General features: G+C 62.1%; 12 protein-coding genes and 3 rRNA genes. 10 read left to right on the top strand and 5 right to left on the bottom strand.

Features of this window, described 5'->3' with window-relative positions:
* Positions 1-21: 21 nt before the first annotated feature.
* Positions 22-1,548 (bottom strand): helicase HerA-like C-terminal domain-containing protein, encoded by a 1,527-nt coding sequence (locus tag A9973_RS12480; protein WP_183014087.1) that lies wholly within the window; start codon positions 1,546-1,548, stop codon positions 22-24.
* A gap of 161 nt (positions 1,549-1,709) precedes the next feature.
* On the opposite strand from A9973_RS12480, the gene A9973_RS12475 reads away from it, so the two are divergent.
* From A9973_RS12475 to A9973_RS12445, 7 genes are all read left to right on the top strand, one after another.
* Positions 1,710-2,441 carry a YebC/PmpR family DNA-binding transcriptional regulator gene (locus tag A9973_RS12475; protein WP_183014086.1) on the top strand — a complete coding sequence of 244 codons (732 nt, stop codon included), beginning with the start codon at positions 1,710-1,712 and terminating at the stop codon, positions 2,439-2,441.
* Positions 2,442-2,511: 70 nt separating this feature from the next.
* Entirely contained in the window at positions 2,512-3,819 is a 1,308-nt protein-coding gene (gene purD / locus A9973_RS12470; protein ID WP_183014085.1) for a phosphoribosylamine--glycine ligase, read from the top strand.
* A gap of 14 nt (positions 3,820-3,833) precedes the next feature.
* Positions 3,834-4,745 carry an oxygen-dependent coproporphyrinogen oxidase gene (gene hemF / locus A9973_RS12465; RefSeq protein ID WP_183014084.1) on the top strand — a complete coding sequence of 304 codons (912 nt, stop codon included), beginning with the start codon at positions 3,834-3,836 and terminating at the stop codon, positions 4,743-4,745.
* A complete protein-coding gene (gene nadD / locus A9973_RS12460) occupies positions 4,742-5,329 on the top strand; it encodes a nicotinate (nicotinamide) nucleotide adenylyltransferase (RefSeq protein WP_183014083.1) in 588 nt (195 codons plus the stop codon). Before hemF ends, nadD begins: the two co-directional genes overlap by 4 nt.
* Positions 5,330-5,403: 74 nt before the next feature.
* The gene (gene rsfS / locus A9973_RS12455) at positions 5,404-5,808 is read left to right on the top strand and encodes a ribosome silencing factor (protein WP_183014082.1); all 405 of its coding nucleotides are present in this window, start codon (positions 5,404-5,406) and stop codon (positions 5,806-5,808) included.
* A 9-nt stretch (positions 5,809-5,817) separates the two neighbouring features.
* Positions 5,818-6,288, top strand: coding sequence for a 23S rRNA (pseudouridine(1915)-N(3))-methyltransferase RlmH (gene rlmH, locus A9973_RS12450; RefSeq protein WP_183014081.1), 471 nt, complete (start codon positions 5,818-5,820; stop codon positions 6,286-6,288).
* Positions 6,289-6,322: 34 nt separating this feature from the next.
* Positions 6,323-6,943, top strand: coding sequence for a nucleoside triphosphate pyrophosphatase (locus A9973_RS12445; RefSeq protein WP_183014080.1), 621 nt, complete (start codon positions 6,323-6,325; stop codon positions 6,941-6,943).
* A gap of 79 nt (positions 6,944-7,022) precedes the next feature.
* Here A9973_RS12445 and A9973_RS12440 read toward each other — a convergent pair whose 3' ends face one another.
* Complete coding sequence (locus A9973_RS12440) at positions 7,023-8,369, bottom strand: dicarboxylate/amino acid:cation symporter (protein WP_183014079.1); 1,347 nt, start codon at positions 8,367-8,369, stop codon at positions 7,023-7,025.
* Between the two features lie 402 nt (positions 8,370-8,771).
* On the opposite strand from A9973_RS12440, the gene A9973_RS12435 reads away from it, so the two are divergent.
* The 3 genes from A9973_RS12435 to A9973_RS12425 are packed head-to-tail and all read left to right on the top strand — an operon-like array spanning position 8,772 to position 12,643.
* Positions 8,772-10,631, top strand: a complete 1,860-nt coding sequence (locus A9973_RS12435; protein ID WP_183014078.1) for an ATP-binding protein — start codon at positions 8,772-8,774, stop codon at positions 10,629-10,631.
* Positions 10,628-12,061, top strand: a complete 1,434-nt coding sequence (locus A9973_RS12430) for a sigma-54 dependent transcriptional regulator (protein WP_220805489.1) — start codon at positions 10,628-10,630, stop codon at positions 12,059-12,061. The genes A9973_RS12435 and A9973_RS12430 overlap by 4 nt, the downstream gene beginning before the upstream one ends.
* 6 nt (positions 12,062-12,067) lie before the next feature.
* Positions 12,068-12,643 carry a GNAT family N-acetyltransferase gene (locus A9973_RS12425; protein WP_183014077.1) on the top strand — a complete coding sequence of 192 codons (576 nt, stop codon included), beginning with the start codon at positions 12,068-12,070 and terminating at the stop codon, positions 12,641-12,643.
* Between the two features lie 125 nt (positions 12,644-12,768).
* Here the strand turns inward: A9973_RS12425 and rrf are convergent.
* From rrf to A9973_RS12410, 3 genes are all read right to left on the bottom strand, one after another.
* Positions 12,769-12,881: ribosomal RNA gene (gene rrf, locus A9973_RS12420) — 5S ribosomal RNA — on the bottom strand.
* A 202-nt stretch (positions 12,882-13,083) separates the two neighbouring features.
* Positions 13,084-15,967: ribosomal RNA gene (locus tag A9973_RS12415) — 23S ribosomal RNA — on the bottom strand.
* A gap of 342 nt (positions 15,968-16,309) precedes the next feature.
* Positions 16,310-17,052: ribosomal RNA gene (locus A9973_RS12410) — 16S ribosomal RNA — on the bottom strand; the annotation flags it as partial.

The raw sequence follows: 17,052 nt of genomic DNA, 5'->3' as shown, positions 1-17,052 counted from the left end.
GCGAATTGCAACTCGGGTGTATCAGCGCCGGCTCTTGGATCCCAGCAACGACCCCAATATGCCCCGAGTCAGCTCCCGGGCGATCGAGCGAACGGTGCTTTTGGCCATGGTCTGGACAACGCCGTCGCGCTTGCCGCCCCGCGGGCCGGTCGATCCGAACAGCACGTCGTTCAGGCTGTCCATCAGTCCGCCCCCCGACGCCTCGGCAGGCGGTTCGGCGCCCGCCGGCTTGGCCGGGGCGCCGGGCTTCTGCGCCGGATCTGCCGGGGCGGAAGCCCGGCCAGCCAGGACTTCATAGGCGGACTCCCGATCGATGGCCTTTTCGTACTTGGCCGCCATCGGGCTGCCCTGGCGCAACGCCTGGCGCTCGGCATCCGTCGCCGGACCGATCCGGCTGGCCGGCGGCACGATGAAGGCACGCTCGGTCGGCATGGGCCGGCCCTTGGCGTCCAGCAAGGACACCAGCGCTTCCCCGACGCCCAGTTCTGTAATGGCCGCTTCGATGTCCACCCCCGGATTGGGGCGCATCGTCTGCGCCGCCGTCTTGACGGCCTTCTGGTCGCGCGGCGTGAACGCCCGCAAGGCGTGCTGGACGCGGTTGCCTAATTGCCCCAGCACGGTATCGGGGATGTCCAACGGATTCTGCGTCACGAAATAGACGCCCACGCCCTTGGAGCGGACCAGTCGCACGACCTGCTCGATCTTGTTCAGCAGCGCCGGCGGGGCGTCGTTGAACAGCAGGTGTGCCTCATCGAAGAAGAAGACCAGTTTGGGCTGGTCCATGTCGCCCACCTCAGGCAGTTTTTCGTACAGGTCGGCCAGCAGCCAGAGCAGGAAAATGGCGTACAGGCGCGGCGCCTGCATCAGCTTGTCGGCGGCCAGCACGTTGACCATGCCGTGCCCCTGGGCATCCGTGCGCATCAGATCGGCCACGTCCAGCATGGGTTCGCCGAAGAATTTTTCGGCGCCCTGGGACTCCAGCGCCAACAGGCCGCGCTGGATGGCCCCGACGCTGGCGGACGACACGTTGCCGTAGCGGGTCTTGAGTTCGGCCGAGCGATCGGCCACGTTTTGAAGCATGGCCCTCAGGTCTTTCAAGTCCAGCAACAGCTGGCCCTCGTCGTCCGCGACCTTGAACACCAGGGTCAATACCCCTTCCTGCGTGTCGTTCAATTCCAGGATGCGCGACAGCAGCAGCGGCCCCATGTCGGTAATGGTGGCCCGCACCGGCAGCCCTTGCTCGCCGAACACGTCCCATAGCGTGACCGGACTGGCGCCCCAGGCGGGTTCGGCCAGGCCCAGGCTCTTCAGGCGCTCCGCCAGCTTCGGGCTGGCCGCGCCCGCCTGGGAAATGCCGGTCAGGTCGCCCTTGACGTCAGCCATGAAGACCGGCGTGCCGATGCGGGAAAAGGACTCGGCCAGCACCTGCAGAGTGACGGTCTTGCCGGTGCCGGTGGCGCCGGTGATGCATCCGTGCCGGTTGGCCAGGGCGGGCAGCAGCGCCAACTCGGCCTGTGCATTTTTAGCAATGACGATGGGGTTGGGCATGTGCAGCGCTCCGGACCAGGAAATCAGTGGGATGCCCAAGTGTAGAGCTTGCCGCCCGCCTTGTGCGCGTGGCAATAAGGACACAGGCGCCGGCCTCCCGGGCGCGCGGGCCGCCGGCACGGTAAAATGCCTTTTTTGCAGACAATTTATCCTGGGAAGCCATGGCCGGACACAGCAAATGGGCCAATATTCAGCACCGCAAAGGGCGTCAAGACGCCAAGCGCGGAAAGCTCTGGACCAAGATCATTCGTGAAATCACCGTGGCGGCGCGCGCCGGCGGCCCCGACCCGGACAGCAACCCGCGCTTGCGCATGGCCTGGGACAAGGCGACCGACGCCAACATGCCCAAGGACAACATCCAGCGCGCCATCCAGCGTGGCGCCGGCGGCGCCGACGGCGACGCCTACGAGGAAGTCCGCTACGAAGGCTACGGCATCGGCGGCGCGGCGGTCATCGTCGATTGCATGACGGATAACCGCACCCGCACCGTGGCGGAAGTCCGCCACGCCTTCGCCAAGAACGGCGGCAACCTGGGCCAGGAAGGCTCGGTGGCCTTCATGTTCAAGCATTGCGGCCAATTCGTGTTCGCCCCCGGTACGCCGGAAGACAAGGTCATGGAAGCCGCGCTGGAAGCGGGCGCCGAAGACGTCCTGACGGATGACGAAGGCGTGATCGAAGTCGTGTGCGCGCCGGCCGACTATGCCGCCGTGCGCAAGGCTTTCGACGACGCCGGCCTGAAGGCCGAAGTCGACGGCATCGTCATGAAGGCCCTGAACGAAACCGAATTGGCTGGCGAAGACGCCATCAAGATGCAGAAACTGCTCGACGCCCTGGAGGGCCTGGACGACGTGCAGGAAGTCTATACGACCGTCATTTTCGACGAAGCGCAGTAAATCCCCCCTGTTGACGCACGGGCGGCCCTTGCCGCCCGCGCGCCAGTGGCAACCTTCAGACTCACGCAACATGAAACTCCTGGTTATTGGCTCGGGCGGCCGCGAACATGCCCTCGCCTGGCGGCTGGCCCGCTCCCCGCGCGTACACAAGGTGTACGTCGCGCCGGGCAACGGCGGCACGCAACGGGCCGAGCAGATGGAAAACATCGCGCTCACCAATGCCGAGGAATTGGCCGATTTCGTCCAGCGCGAGGGTATCGCCCTGACGGTCGTCGGCCCGGAAGCGCCGCTGGCCTCTGGCGTCGTGGACGTGTTCCGCGCCCGCGGCCTGAAGATCTTCGGGCCCACCAAGGCCGCCGCGCAGCTGGAAAGCTCGAAGGACTATGCCAAGGCTTTCATGGTCCGGCACAACATCCCGACCGCCCGCTACGAAACCTTCACCGACCCGGCGCTTGCCCACGCCTATATCGATAAGGAAGGCGCCCCGATCGTGATCAAGGCCGACGGCCTGGCCGCCGGCAAGGGCGTCGTGGTCGCCGCCACGCTGGAAGAGGCCCACGCTGCCGTCGACGCCATGCTGGGCGACGGCTCCATGGGCGCTGCCGGCGCGCGCGTCGTTATCGAAGAATGCCTGGTAGGCGAAGAAGCCAGCTTCATCGTCATGTGCGACGGCCGCAACGTGCTGGCGCTGGCGACCAGCCAGGACCACAAGCGCCTGCAAGATGGCGACCAGGGCCCCAATACGGGCGGCATGGGCGCTTACTCGCCTGCCCCGGTGGTCACGCCCGAACTCCATCACCGCATCATGCGTGAAATCATCCTGCCGACCGTGCAGGGCATGACGCGCGACGGCATTCCCTACACGGGCTTCCTGTACGCCGGCCTGATGATCGCCCCCGGCGATGACCCCGACCGCGCCATCAAGACCCTGGAATTCAACTGCCGCATGGGCGATCCGGAAACGCAGCCCATCATGATGCGCGTCAAGAGCGACCTGCTGGACGCCCTTGAGCACGCCGTGGAAGGCACACTGAACCAGGCCGACATCATCTGGGACCGCCGCACGGCGCTTGGCGTGGTGCTGGCTTCGCACAACTACCCCAACACGCCGCGCACCGGCGACGTGATCCGCGGCCTGCCCGCCGGCACTGAAGACTGCATGGTCTTCCACGCCGCCACCGAACTCGACGGCGACGAAACCAAGACCACCGGCGGCCGCGTGCTCTGCGTGACGGCGCTGGGCGACTCGGTCAAGATGGCCCGCGACCGCGTGTACGAAGCCATCGACGGCATCCACTTCGATGGCCGCCAGTACCGCAGCGACATCGGCTGGCGCGCGCTCAAGCCGTCCCAGCAAAAGCCCAAGCCCCAAGCCTGAACGGAAAGCGATAGATGAACGCCTTGCCCGTCGCCACCGTCCGAGACTACTTCACCGGCTTGCAGGCCCGCATTGTCGGCGCCCTGGAAACCGCGGAAGGCGGCGCCTTCCGCGCCGATGAATGGGTCCGGCCCGAAGGCGGCGGCGGCCTGTCTCGCCTGCTGGAAGGCGGCAAGCTGTTCGAGCGGGCGGGCGTGCTGTTCAGCCACGTCAAGGGCACCAAGCTGCCGCCCTCGGCCAGCGCCCACCGACCCGAGCTTGCCGGGCGCGGTTGGGAAGCCATGGGCGTGTCGATGGTGCTGCACCCGCGCAACCCCTATGTGCCCACCACGCACATGAACGTGCGGATGTTCATGGCGGCGGCCCGCCCCGGCCACGCCGAATCCGACGTTTTCTGGTTCGGCGGCGGTATCGATCTGACCCCTTACTACCCCTTCGAAGAAGACGCCCGGCACTTCCATACCGTGTGCCGGGATGCGCTGGCGCCGCACGGCGCCGACTACTATCCGCGCTACAAGCGCTGGTGCGACGAGTACTTCTTCTTGAAGCACCGCAATGAAACACGCGGCATCGGCGGTATTTTCTTCGACGACCTGAACGCCCCGGGATTCGACGCCTCGTTCGCCCTGACCCGTTCGGTCGGCGACGCCTTCCTGCCCAGCTATCTGCCCATCGTCGAACGCCGCCGCGAACTGGCCTACACGGAACGCGAACGCGACTTCCAGGCCTACCGCCGTGGCCGCTACGTCGAATTCAACCTGGTCTTCGACCGCGGCACGCTGTTCGGACTGCAGTCGGGCGGCCGCACCGAATCCATCCTGTTGTCCATGCCGCCGATGGCGCAGTGGCGGTACGACTGGCAGCCGGAAGCGGGCAGCCCAGAAGCCGGGCTTGCCGCCTACCTGACGCCGCGGGACTGGATTTGAAGCGCATCGGTCTCCTGGGCGGCAGCTTCGACCCCGTCCACGTCGCGCACCTTGCCTTGGCGCAGAACGCCCTGCAAACGCTCGGCTTGGCGGCCGTGGAACTGATCCCCGCTGCCAACCCCTGGCAGCGCGCGGCCTTGCACGCCACCGGCGAACAGCGCTGCGACATGCTTGAACTGGCGATCGCCGGCCACGATGGCCTGGCCGTCAATCCCATTGAAATCGAACGCGGCGGCGCAACTTACACCATCGACACCTTGCGCGCCCTGCCCCAGCACGCGCGCTATGTCTGGCTGTTGGGCGCCGACCAATTGGCCAATTTCTGCACCTGGCGCAACTGGCGCGACATCGCCAGCCTGGTGGACTTGGCCGTAGCGACCCGCCCCGGCACCCCGTTGACCCCCCCGGCCGAGCTGGCCACCTGGCTGGGCGATCACGGGCACCGCCTGGAAGAACTGCCCTTTGCCCCCATGGCGGTGTCCGCCTCCGAGATCCGCCGGCGCCTGGCGGCCGGCGAGTCCACCGATGGCCTGCTGCCCCCCGCTGTCGCCGCTTATATTGCGGCGCACCAGCTTTACCGATAAACCCACACCCGCCGGGCGCCCAAAGCGCCACGGAGCCGGCATCCGCCGTCCGTCCGCGGGTTATATTTGCAGCTATGGATATAACGAAACTCCAACGCGCCGTCATCGATGCCCTCGAAGACGTCAAGGCGCAAGACATCAAGGTCTACAACACCACGCATCTGACGAGCCTGTTCGATCGCGTCGTGATTGCAAGCGCCACCTCCAACCGCCAGACCCGCGCCCTTGCTTCCAGCGTGGCCGACAGCGGCCGTGCGCTGAGCTTGTCCGGCATCACCATCGAAGGCGAAGACACCGGTGAATGGGTCGTCGTCGACTTGGGCGACGTCGTCGTGCACATCATGCAGCCCGCCATCCGCCAGTACTACAACCTGGAAGAGATCTGGGGCGGCAAGCCGGTGCGCGTGAAGCTCCTGCCCGAATCCACTCGCGTGGCGCCGATCCCCACCGACAGCGGCTACGACGACGTCGAAAGCTGAGTCCCTGCCGTGAAACTGATCGTTGCGGCCGTGGGCACGCGGATGCCGGACTGGGTGGAGACCGCCTGGTCCGACTACGCCAAACGCCTTCCGGCCGATTGCGCGCTGGAACTGCGCGAGATCAAGCCTGAACCCCGCACCACGGGCAAGACGCCGGCCCAGATGATGGCGGCGGAAGCCAAGCGCATCGAAGCCGCGTTGCCCGCCGGCGCCCTGCGCCTGGCGCTGGACGAACGCGGCCGCGACCTCACCACGATGGCCTTGTCGCAAAAGCTTGAGCAATGGCGGGCGGGCGGACAAGACGTCGCCTTCCTCGTCGGCGGTCCTGACGGACTGGATGCCGACCTGAAAGCCTCGTGCAGCGGGCAACTGCGCCTGTCCTCCCTGACGTTGCCGCATCCCATGGTGCGCGTGGTGCTGGCCGAGCAGCTCTATCGGGCCTGGGCCATCATGACCAACCACCCCTATCACCGCGCCTGACCGCCCACCGGGCCGGCGCCCATCCTGTTCCCGCATGTCCCAGACAACCGGCTCCGACTCCCCCCGCCTCTACCTTGCCTCGGCCAGCCCGAGACGGCGCGAATTGCTGACCCAGATCGGCCTGGCCCACGAGGTCCTGCGGGTGCCGGCGCCGCCTGGCGAAGACGAACCCCAGCACTCGGGCGAAAGCGCCGCCGACTACGTGCGGCGCACCGCCCGCGACAAGGCCTTGCGCGGCCGCGACTGGATGCGCAGCCAGGCGTTGCCGCCCCTGCCCCTGCTGGCCGCCGACACCACCGTCATCCTGGATGGCGCCGTGCTGGGCAAGCCTGCCGACCGCGACGACGCCCTCCGCATCCTGCGCGCCCTGTCCGGGGCGACCCACGAGGTGCATACCGCCGTGGCCGTCTGGGCAGGCGACCAGTTGCTGGAAGCCGTTTCCGTCACGCAAGTCCGCATGCGCGAGCTGAGCGACGATGAAATCGGCCGCTACTGCGACAGCGGCGAACCCTTCGGCAAAGCCGGTGCCTATGGCATCCAGGGGCTGGCCGGCACTTTTATCGCGCATATCTCCGGCAGCTATACCGGCGTGATGGGCTTGCCGCTGTTTGAAACCTCCGGCTTGCTAAGGGCCGCGGGCATCCAGACGCCCTGACGCGGCCCCTGAACAAAAAAATCCCCCGACAGGCCATCCGGCCCCGGGGGATTTTTCATGGCGGGATGGTCCCTGCGGATCAGGCCTTGTGGCTCAGCGGCGTCTGGGATGCGACGGCCGGCGCCGGTTCGGGCAGGGCCGGCGCCTGGCCGTCAAGCGCCGCGTGCAGCTGCTCCTGATCCAGTTCGCCTTCCCAACGGGCAACTACAACCGTGGCAGTGGCGTTGCCGACCAAGTTCGTCAGCGCCCGGCATTCCGACATGAAGCGGTCCACGCCCAGGATCAGCGTCATGCCGGCGATCGGCACGGACGGCACGACCGACAAGGTCGCGGCCAGGGTGATGAAACCTGCGCCCGTCACGCCGGCAGCACCCTTGGAGCTCAGCATCGCAACAGCCAGCAGCAGGATCTGATCCCCCAGCGACAAGGGAATATCGCAAGCCTGGGCAATGAACAGCGCCGCCATCGTCATGTAGATGTTGGTGCCGTCCAGGTTGAACGAGTATCCCGTGGGCACCACCAGGCCGACCACCGACTTCGAACACCCGGCGCGTTCCATCTTCTGCATCAAGGTCGGCAGCGCCGCTTCGGACGAGCTCGTGCCCAGCACCAGCAGCAATTCTTCGCGAATGTAGCGGACCAGCTTCAGGATCGAGAAACCGTTGTAGCGGGCGACCAGGCCCAGCACCACCACCACGAACAGCACCGAGGTGGCATAGAAGGTGCCCACCAGCATCGCCAGGTTCACGACCGATTTGATGCCGTACTTGCCGATGGTGAACGCCATCGCGCCAAAGGCACCGATCGGGGCCGCCTTCATCAGAATCGCGACCAGCTTGAAGATCGGCTGGGCCAGTGCCGTCATGAAGTTCAGGATGGGCTTGCCGCGCTCGCCGACCATCGCCAGCGCGATGCCGAACAGCACCGCCACGAACAGGACCTGAAGGATGTCCCCGCCCACGAACGGACTGAAGATCGTCGTCGGGATGATGTTCATCAGGAAGCCGGTGATGGTCGAATCGTGCGCCTTGGCCACGTAGGTCGCCACCGCCTTCTGATCCAGCGTATTGGGGTCGATATGCATCCCCGCGCCCGGCTGGACCAAATGGCTGACCAGCATGCCGACGATCAGGGCCAGCGTCGAGAAGACCAGGAAATACAGCATGGCCTTGCCCGCCACGCGCCCCACCTTCTTCAGGTCGCTCATGGCGGCGATGCCGGATGCCACGGTCAGGAAGATCACCGGAGAGATGATCATCTTCACCAGCTTGATGAAGGCGTCGCCCAGCGGCTGCATCTGCTGGCCGAGTTCGGGCTTGAACGCGCCCAGCAACACGCCGACCACGATGGCGAAAATCACCTGGACATAGAGGATTTGATAGAACTTGAGCTTGCGCGCAGGCGCGCCGTGATCCACGTCGATCATTGGGTTTGTCCCCACCATTGCCCCTTGCCCCGGGCGCTTGAGCGCAGCGGGCGACGGAGCGTTATCTGTTTTGTGGCATTGCGTTATCGCCGCAAGCCCATTTCACCGGGCAGTCGATGGCCGGCTTACATTGATATATGCAAGAGCCGTGCCAACCAGCCAAGCAGCCTGACCGTGCCGCCAAGCCATTGATATTTCGCCGTTTCCCAATGGCTCCCGTGATTTCCTGCCCGCCCATTAGGCGGAAAATCACACAAAAACCGGATAGAATGTGCGAAAAACCGCACACACATGCTCAACCGCGCCCCATCCCCTCGATCTGGCCGCCACGACTGGGATCCCTCCCCCCTGCCGCCGCCTCGGCGAACGCCGGCGAACCGCTCGTGGCTGGCAAAGACGGCAATGGCAATGCTTGCCGTCGGCCTCGTTTTCGGCGTGCTACACATCGCGACGCAGTGGGCGCGCGACGGCGCGGTACAGGCCGCAGCCGTGCAGGCACGTGCCGCCGGGCAGATCAATGCCGCGCTGCTACGCAACAACCTGGACAAGTTCAGGGCCCTGCCTTTCGTGTTGACGCGGGATGTCGACGTGCGGGCCGCCTTGCAGGGCGCATCCGCTGAGCAGATCGAGTCGCTGGATGAAAAGCTGGACACGCTCAGCCGCGGGGTCGGCGCATCGGCCATCTACCTGCTGGACAAGAAAGGCCTGGCCATCGCCGCCAGCAACTGGCGCGAACCGGCGACGTTCGTCGGCGTGGACTACCAGTTCCGGCCCTACTTCCAGGGTTCCGTCACCCGCGGCTTCGCCGAACATTTCGCATTGGGCACGGTCAGCCACGAAGCCGGCCTGTACCTGTCGCGGCGCATCGACGACGCCAACGGCGACCTGGTGGGCGTCATCGTGCTGAAGGTCGATTTCCGTGACCTCGAGTCCGACTGGCGCCAGTCCAGCGCGCCGATCTTCGTTACGGACGAACATGGCGTGGTGCTGTTGGGCAGCATTGCCGACTGGCGCTTCGACGTCCTGGCGCCGCTGGCGCCCGGATTGGCGCAAAGCCTGCGCACCAGCCTGCAATTCGGCGATGCCCAGTTCCGGCCCCTGCCGCTCTCCCCCCCGCTTGCGCCGGTCAGCACTGGCCAACTGGTGCGCCCCGACGACGCCGTGCCGCCGCTGCCCAAGGGCGCGCCCTTGTTGCACACCACGCTGCCCATCGTGGAATCGCCAGGTTGGACGCTGCATCTGTTGTCGCCCGTGCAAACCGCCATGAACCAGGCCAGCACCAACGCCCAATTGGGCGCCCTGCTTGCACTCAGCCTGTTGGCCGCCGCGGTCGGCATCGTGCTGGTTCGCCGCCAACGCCACCGCGAACGCGCGGAACAGCATGCGGCCATCCAGGCACAGTTGGCGGCGCTGGTAGACGAACGAACAGCCCAATTGCTGGACGTGAACGAGCAATTGATGGACGAAATGGATGAACGCCAACGCACCGAAGCCAAGCTGCACATCATGCAAGAGGAATTGGTGCAAGCCAGCAAACTTGCCCTGCTAGGCCAGGTCGCGGCCGGCGTCGCGCACGAAATCAATCAACCGGTCTCCGCCATCCGCGCCTACGCGGACAATGCGTCCGAATTCCTTCGGCGCCACGATGCCGGTTCGGTGCAGGAAAACCTCGGCACCATCGCTTCGCTAACCGAACGCATCGGACACATCACCGGCGAACTGCGCGCGTTTTCGCGCAAGGCCGGGGCCTCGGTTGGCCCGACCCGCCTGACGGAAGCGCTGGACGGCGCACTGTTGCTGGTGGGCCCGCGTGCTCGCCGTCAAGGCGTGAGCCTCCAACGCCCGCCGGCAGAGCAGGACTTCCTGGTCCTCGCCAACCGCGTGCGGTTGGAACAGGTGCTGGTGAACCTGCTCCAGAATGCGCTGGAAGCGCTGGAGGGCCGGCCGGACGGCCGCGTCATCGTCGCCCTTCAAGACCTGGGCGCAACGCTCCAGATCCACGTCAGCGATAACGGCCCCGGCCTGTCACCGAACGACAGGGATCGCCTGTTCACGCCATTTCATACAAGCAAGCCGGAAGGCCTGGGCCTGGGGCTCGTCATTTGCCGCGACATCGTCACCGAATTCGGCGGCGAATTGCGCGCGGCCCACCCGAGCGATCCCGGCTTCCCCGCTCCGCATGGCCCCCAGCAAGGCGCCATGTTCACCCTGACGCTGCGCAAGGCAGCCTCAGTAACATCCATTCCGGCCTTCACGCCATGACCCGCGCCGCTGACTCCTCTCCTTCCGACTCCCCGCCTTCCATCTCCGCACCGGAAGACGATCGGCTCCGTCCGCCCGCCCCGCCTCACGTCGTCTTCATCGACGACGACGAAGAACTGCGGCGGGCGAACGTCCAGACCTTGAAGCTGCACGGCATGCAGGTGGATGCCCACGGCTTGGCCCGCGCGGCGCTGCCCCTTCTGCACCGTGAATTCAACGGCGTGGTCGTGACGGATATACGCATGCCCGATATCGATGGCCTGCAATTGTTCCAACGCTTACGCGATATAGACCCCGAGCTTCCCGTCATCCTCATTACAGGCCACGGCGATATCGCCACCGCCGTACAGTGCATGCGCGATGGCGCCTACGACTTCCTCGCCAAGCCCTACCCGCCCGACAGACTCCTCACCGCCATCACTCACGCCGCCGAAAAACGGCGGCTGATCCTCGAAAACCGCCGTCTGCGCGAAGCCGCGTTTGCGGTGGAAGCAGACGATGTGCCTTTCATCGGCACCACCCCCGCCATGCAACGCATCAAGCAGACCCTGCGCCATATCGCGGACGCGGATGTCGACGTGCTGGTCGAAGGCGAGACGGGCACCGGCAAGGAAGTGGTGGCCACCGCGCTCCATCGGCTCAGCCGCCGCCGCCATCGCGAACTGGTCGCCATCAACTGCGGCGCCTTGCCTGAAAGCGTCATCGAGAGCGAACTATTCGGACATGAGCCGGGCGCCTTCACCGGTGCCCAGAAGAAGCGCATTGGCCGCATCGAACACGCCAGCGGCGGCACCTTGTTCCTGGACGAAATCGAAAGCATGCCCCTGGCCGTACAGGTCAAGCTGCTGCGCGTGCTCGAATCCCGTCAGATAACGCCACTAGGCAGCAATGACGTCCGCAATCTGGACCTGCGCGTCGTTGCTGCCACCAAGGAAGACCTGGGCAATCCCGCCATCCGCGCCAAGTTCCGAGAAGACCTGTTCTACCGATTGAATGTCGTCACGATCCGCATTCCGCCCCTGCGCGAGCGCCGGGACGACATCCCCCTGCTCTTTGCCCACTATCTCGGGCATGCGTCGCGCCGCTTCAATCGCGATATTCCGGACATGCCCGCCGCGATCAAGCAATACGTCATGACCCATGATTGGCCGGGCAATGTGCGGGAGCTCGCGCATTTCGCCGAACGCGTGGTCCTGGGTGTCCTGGACAGTCCCGCGTTGGAGGCCCCGCCCGCACACACAGAGGCTTGCAGCCTGCCCGAAAGGATCGAGCGCTTCGAGGCCCAACACATCCGCGATACGCTTTCGGCGCATCAAGGAGACATCAAGGCCACACTGGAGTCGCTGGGTATTCCCCGCAAGACCTTCTACGACAAGCTGCAACGCCACGGCATTGACCGCCAACAGTATTTGCCCAGTCCAGACAAATAGCGCACCGTGAACCTCCTGCCCCTCGCTTTCCCCGACGCCGGACTCGCCACGCCGCGGCTGCATCTGCTGCCAGCGGCGGTGTCCCATGCCGCCAGCCTGCGAACGTACCTGCTGGACAACCACGACTATCTCCAGCCCTGGGAACCGCTACGCCACGCCGCCTTCTTTGAACGCTATGCCGTCGCCGAGCGGCTGCAGGGAATGGCGAAGCGGAATGGGGAGGGCGAGGCGCTTCACCTGTTGCTGTTCAGCCGGGCAAGCGGAGAACTTGCCGGTGTCTGCAACTTCACCAACATCGTCCGGGGCGCGTTTCAAGCCTGCCACCTGGGCTACTCCATCGCTGAACGATGGCAAGGCCAGGGCTTGATGCGCGAGGGGCTGACCGCTGCGATCGCCCATGTCTTCCAGAACATGAAGCTCCACCGGATCATGGCCAATTACCGACCCGAAAATGCGCGCAGCGCCCGATTGCTGGCCAGTCTGGGTTTCCAGCGCGAAGGCCAAGCACGGTCTTATCTTCAAATCAATGGCGCCTGGCACGATCACGTATTGACCGCACTGATCAACCCGGCGGATCTCTAAGCGCACATATTCCGGTCCCAAAACAAAAACCCCCTCGTGGCGTCAGCCACGAGGGGGTTTTCTTCAATCCGATCGCCCAAAGACAAAACCCCACAGGATCACCTGTGGGGTTTTGCGGAATAAAAGCCTGACGATGACCTACTTTCACAGACGTCCGTCCACTATCATCGGCGCGAAGGCGTTTCACTGTCCTGTTCGGGATGGGAAGGAGTGGTACCACCTTGCTATGGTCATCAGGCGTAACTGGTTGAGCTGCTGCGTGTTAAACGCAACCGCTCCAATCTTGGAAGAAACACAACGTGTGATGATCAGAGGCTTGCTCGATGATCATGCACAGGGGGGTGTAATTGGTGTTGGCTGGCTGCCGACGGTGCAGCCAGATTTTGTATTGAACGACACTTGGAACGCTATATCACCAGGTCAATAACCATCAGTGTTATAGGATCAAGCCTCACGAGCAATTAGTATCGGTTAGCTTAACGCATTACTGCGCTTCCACACCCGACCTATCAACGTCCTGGTCTCGAACGACTCTTTAGGGGGATCAAGTCCCCGGGATACCTAATCTTCAGACGAGTTTCCCGCTTAGATGCCTTCAGCGGTTATCTCTTCCGTACTTAGCTACCCGGCAATGCCATTGGCATGACAACCGGTACACCAGAGGTACGTCCACTCCGGTCCTCTCGTACTAGGAGCAGGCTCCGTCAAGTATCCAACGCCCACGGCAGATAGGGACCAAACTGTCTCACGACGTTTTAAACCCAGCTCACGTACCTCTTTAAATGGCGAACAGCCATACCCTTGGGACCGGCTACAGCCCCAGGATGAGATGAGCCGACATCGAGGTGCCAAACACCGCCGTCGATATGAACTCTTGGGCGGTATCAGCCTGTTATCCCCAGAGTACCTTTTATCCGTTGAGCGATGGCCCTTCCATTCAGAACCACCGGATCACTATGTCCTGCTTTCGCACCTGTTCGACTTGTCAGTCTCACAGTCAAGCACGCTTATGCCATTGCACTATCAGCACGATTTCCGACCGTACCTAGCGTACCTTCGAACTCCTCCGTTACACTTTGGGAGGAGACCGCCCCAGTCAAACTGCCCACCATGCACTGTCCCCGATCCGGATAACGGACCAAGGTTAGAACCGCAAACAAACCAGGGTGGTATTTCAAGGTTGGCTCCACGTGATCTAGCGACCACGCTTCAAAGCCTCCCACCTATCCTACACAGGCCGGTTCACAGATCAATGCAAAGCTACAGTAAAGGTTCATGGGGTCTTTCCGTCTAGCCGCGGGTAGATTGCATCATCACAAACACTTCAACTTCGCTGAGTCTCAGGAGGAGACAGTGTGGCCATCGTTACGCCATTCGTGCAGGTCGGAACTTACCCGACAAGGAATTTCGCTACCTTAGGACCGTTATAGTTACGGCCGCCGTTTACCGGGGCTTCGATCAAGAGCTTGCACCCCATCACTTAACCTTCCGGCACCGGGCAGGCGTCACACCCTATACGTCGACTTTCGTCTTTGCAGAGTGCTGTGTTTTTAATAAACAGTCGCAGCCACCGATTCTCTGCGACCCCATCATGCTAAGCGCGCAGGCGCTTCACACTACCGGGGTATACCTTCTCCCGAAGTTACGGTATCAATTTGCCGAGTTCCTTCTCCTGAGTTCTCTCAAGCGCCTTGGAATATTCATCCCGTCCACCTGTGTCGGTTTGCGGTACGGTCTCGTACAGCTGAAGCTTAGAGGCTTTTCTTGGAACCACTTCCAATCACTTCGCAAGCAATGCTCGCTCGTGCCACACCCTTGATTTACGCGCCCGGATTTGCCTAAGCGCCATCTTCGATGCAGCAACAGGGACATCCAACACCCTGATGATCTTCCGCGATCCGTCCCCCCATCGCACTGTACGACGGTACTGGAATATTAACCAGTTTCCCATCAGCTACGCATCTCTGCCTCGCCTTAGGGGCCGACTCACCCTGCGCCGATGAACGTTGCGCAGGAAACCTTGGACTTACGGCGAGGGGGCTTTTCACCCCCTTTATCGCTACTCATGTCAGCATTCGCACTTCTGATACCTCCAGCAGCCTTTACAAGCCACCTTCGCAGGCTTACAGAACGCTCTCCTACCGCGTGCACTAAAAGTGCACACCCGCAGCTTCGGTTTATCGCTTAGCCCCGTTACATCTTCCGCGCAGGACGACTCGATCAGTGAGCTATTACGCTTTCTTTAAAGGATGGCTGCTTCTAAGCCAACCTCCTGACTGTCTATGCCTTCCCACTTCGTTTCCCACTTAGCGATAATTCGGGACCTTAGCTGGCGGTCTGGGTTGTTTCCCTCTTGAGTCCGGACGTTAGCACCCGGTGCTCTGTCTCCCAAGCTGTACTTGCGGGTATTCGGAGTTTGCCATAGTTTGGTAAGTCGCCATGACCCCCTAGCTATAACAGTGCTCTACCCCCCGCAGTAATACTTGAGGCACTACCTAAATAGTTTTCGGAGAGAACCAGCTATTTCCAGATTTGTTTAGCCTTTCACCCCTATCCACAGCTCATCCCCTAATTTTTCAACATTAGTGGGTTCGGTCCTCCAGCACGTGTTACCGTGCCTTCAACCTGGCCATGGATAGATCATCTGGTTTCGGGTCTACACCCAGCGACTGAATCGCCCTATTCGGACTCGCTTTCGCTACGGCTTCCCTATTCGGTTAACCTTGCCACTGAATGTAAGTCGCTGCCCATTATACAAAAGGTACGCAGTCACCCCACAAGGAGGCTCCTACTGTTTGTATGCATACGGTTTCAGGATCTATTTCACTCCCCTTCCGGGGTTCTTTTCGCCTTTCCCTCACGGTACTGGTTCACTATCGGTCGATCACGAGTATTTAGCCTTGGAGGATGGTCCCCCCATCTTCAAACAGGATTTCACGTGTCCCGCCCTACTTGTCTTACGCTTAGTTCCACACACAAGATTTCGCCTACAGGGCTATCACCTGCTACGGCCGGACTTTCCATTCCGTTCGACTATCTTGCGTGCTAAAACGTAAAGGCTCTTCCGATTTCGCTCGCCACTACTTTCGGAATCTCGGTTGATTTCTTTTCCTCGAGCTACTGAGATGTTTCAGTTCACCCGGTTCGCTTCCACTAGCCTATGTATTCAGCTAGGGATACTGCATTGCTGCAGTGGGTTTCCCCATTCGGACATCTACGGATCAAAGCTTGTTTGCCAGCTCCCCGTAGCTTTTCGCAGGCTACTACGTCCTTCATCGCCTGTGATCGCCAAGGCATCCACCATATGCACTTAGTCGCTTGATCCTATAACGCTGTAGGCTATAGGACCTGAGTATTAGCGTTTGTGCCGTTCATAAGTTTCAAAGCAGTCTGAGGTTATTCACCTCAGTCTTGAGAACTTGGAACAAAATAATGCAATCACAACCCGTACTTATCTTCTTCGACTTGCGCCGAGTACTTGATAAGTACATTTCGTTGTGCTTCTTCCAGATTGTTAAAGAACGATATAGCTGTTGAGTAAAACCCAACTCATAACGCTGCAAGCAGCGCTATGAGTTAGCTTCTACGTGGGGTCAAGCATTCTTGACCCCAGCTACAAAAAACAACCGATAAGAGTGGACACTTAATACGAGCACTTAAGCTCTGAAAGGAGGTGATCCAGCCGCACCTTCCGATACGGCTACCTTGTTACGACTTCACCCCAGTCATGAATCCTACCGTGGTAATCGCCCCCCTTGCGGTTAGGCTAACTACTTCTGGTAAAACCCACTCCCATGGTGTGACGGGCGGTGTGTACAAGACCCGGGAACGTATTCACCGCGACATGCTGATCCGCGATTACTAGCGATTCCGACTTCACGCAGTCGAGTTGCAGACTGCGATCCGGACTACGATCGGGTTTCTGGGATTGGCTCCCCCTCGCGGGTTGGCGACCCTCTGTCCCGACCATTGTATGACGTGTGAAGCCCTACCCATAAGGGCCATGAGGACTTGACGTCATCCCCACCTTCCTCCGGTTTGTCACCGGCAGTCTCATTAGAGTGCCCTTTCGTAGCAACTAATGACAAGGGTTGCGCTCGTTGCGGGACTTAACCCAACATCTCACGACACGAGCTGACGACAGCCATGCAGCACCTGTGTTCCGGTTCTCTTGCGAGCACTTCCAAATCTCTTCGGAATTCCAGACATGTCAAGGGTAGGTAAGGTTTTTCGCGTTGCATCGAATTAATCCACATCATCCACCGCTTGTGCGGGTCCCCGTCAATTCCTTTGAGTTTTAATCTTGCGACCGTACTCCCCAGGCGGTCAACTTCACGCGTTAGCTGCGCTACTAAGGCCCGAAGGCCCCAACAGCTAGTTGACATCGTTTAGGGCGTGGACTACCAGGG

It is taken from the genome of Achromobacter sp. UMC46 (assembly GCF_014170335.1).
GTDB lineage: Bacteria > Pseudomonadota > Gammaproteobacteria > Burkholderiales > Burkholderiaceae_B > Achromobacter.
The sequence above is the reverse complement of the archived record's forward strand: the minus strand, read 5'-3'. Positions and strand labels throughout refer to the sequence as shown.